Origin of the sequence: Pseudomonas sp. MD195_PC81_125, from assembly GCF_014060985.1 — a bacterium.
GTDB classification, from domain to species: domain Bacteria; phylum Pseudomonadota; class Gammaproteobacteria; order Pseudomonadales; family Pseudomonadaceae; genus Aquipseudomonas; species Aquipseudomonas parakoreensis.
The window spans coordinates 1-1892 of the sequence record NZ_JABULD010000481.1 but is presented as its reverse complement, the minus strand read 5'-3'; the positions used below and the strand labels follow the sequence as shown (position 1 = coordinate 1892).

Here is a 1892-nt window from a genome sequence, read left to right as displayed (position 1 = left end):
CAGTTGGATTTGTAGTCGGCGACGTAGTAACGGCCCGCGTGCTCGAAGGTCAGGTCGATAAAGCCCTTGAACATGCCGTTGAGCTGTACTGGCTCGGCGGCTACTCGCGCCACACCGTTGTGGGTGTACTGGCGTACCCAATCATCGAGTTTGAGGACATCAACCTTGTGACTGGCAAACCAGAACTCCATTTCAACCCGGTACTGCTTCAGTTGCTCGAGCACGACCGGAGGCTGTCCGCCACCTGCTGGCAGCGGGGACTTGAGCAAGTGCTGCAGCCAGTCACTCAAGGTGACAATCCAGCCCTGCCAGCCGCGCAGATTGCAGCGCCGGCCAATTGCGTCCTTGATTGACTCACCGGAAACGGCAAAACCTTCATCGCCAGCCCACTCCAGCAAACCATGGAGGAAGGTTCCCGGGTTCGGGCCGCGAGGAAAACGATGAATATCGGCGCCACCAACCACGAGCTCTCGCGGCGCATCAGGGTCAAGGCGCTCATCGTCAAACAGCTTTTGCGCTTGCGGACTGTCCGGCGCCTCATCGCTGCCGACACTCAACACGTCACTGATGCGCAACGCACTATAGGAGGCAATCCACCAGTTTTCGCTGGCCTTGCGCTTTGGCATCAATGTGGCGCTGAGGATCGCTTCATTGCGCTCGGGCTGGTAGATCTCCTGCGTCGCTTGAGGCAACTCACTCAGACTGATAGCCGCGCAGTTCTGTTGCAGATCCTGCAGCCAACGACTCAGGCCGATTGACTCATCCAGCCTTGCGCCGCCACCCAGCAGATAGCCAAGCGCCGAAAGATGAAGCACTGAACTGCTGTTATTACCGCGCTTGAGGTCCGTGACACCCAGCCAGCATGCATGTTGCGCGCGAGTCAGCGCGACGTAGAGCAGACGCAGGTCCTCGGCCAGACGCTCGTCATCCGCCAGGGCAACCAATTCGGCGGTAGGCTTCAGTGTCACCTGGCTTTGCCGGAGGCATCGTGGTAATGCAGCGGCAGGCGACTGCCATCCACCGGTTTTGCCGAACAGATGAAAGGCAGGAACACCAACGGATACTCAAGTCCCTTCGACTTGTGGATGGTCACCACCTTGACCAGTTGCTCGTCGCTCTCCAGACGTAATATCTGTTCTTCACCGGCCTGACCGGACAGTGCCAGCAACTCGGCCAGATGACGAATCAGCGCTTGCTCGCCATCGAGTTCCGCCGCGGCCTGCTGCATCAGTTCCGACAGATGCAGAAGGTTGGTCAGCACTCGCTCGCCGTCACTGCGAGCGATCAGGGTCTGCGGTAAATGGAAGTCGTGCAGCAAGCGTCGCAACATCGGCAGCACACCTTGCTTGCGCCACAGTTCGCGATAACCCCGAAACTGCATGACTCGGGCTTCCCAGATCAACTCATCTTGATTCAAGCGCTCAAGTTCAGCCAGCGGCAGATTGAGGGTGATGCAGGCCAGCGCGGCCTTCAGTGAGCGCTCGACATCCGGCTCGGCGCAGGCCTTGAGCCAGGACAGCAGGTCGTGCGCTTCCTGGGCGGCGAACACCGAGTCCTTGTCCGACAGATAAACGCTGCGCACGCCACGGGCCGCGAGTTCTGTGCGTACGGCTTGGGCCTCTTTGCCGTCACGTACCAGAATCGCGATATCGGAGGGCCGCAAACCGCGGAAGGCTTCTGCGTCCCGGACAAATCCCGCCGCACCGGCTTGCCCGCCGTTGAGCAATGCGGTGATTTCGCTGGCACAGGCCGCCGCCAACTGCTGGCGATAGACCGCCCCTGACAGCGGCTGGTCCGTCGACAGGTGCCAGACATTCAGTGCCGCGACATCCTCGCCGGCGACCTGCAGCCGCTCTTTGCGTCCTTGCGAATCAACGGGCTGGAACGGCACC

Annotated in this window: 1 pseudogene; it reads right to left on the bottom strand. The window is 60.5% G+C overall.

From position 1 onward, the window contains the following. A pseudogene (locus tag HT737_RS19395) lies at positions 1-1892 on the bottom strand (3'-5' exonuclease); the annotation flags it as partial.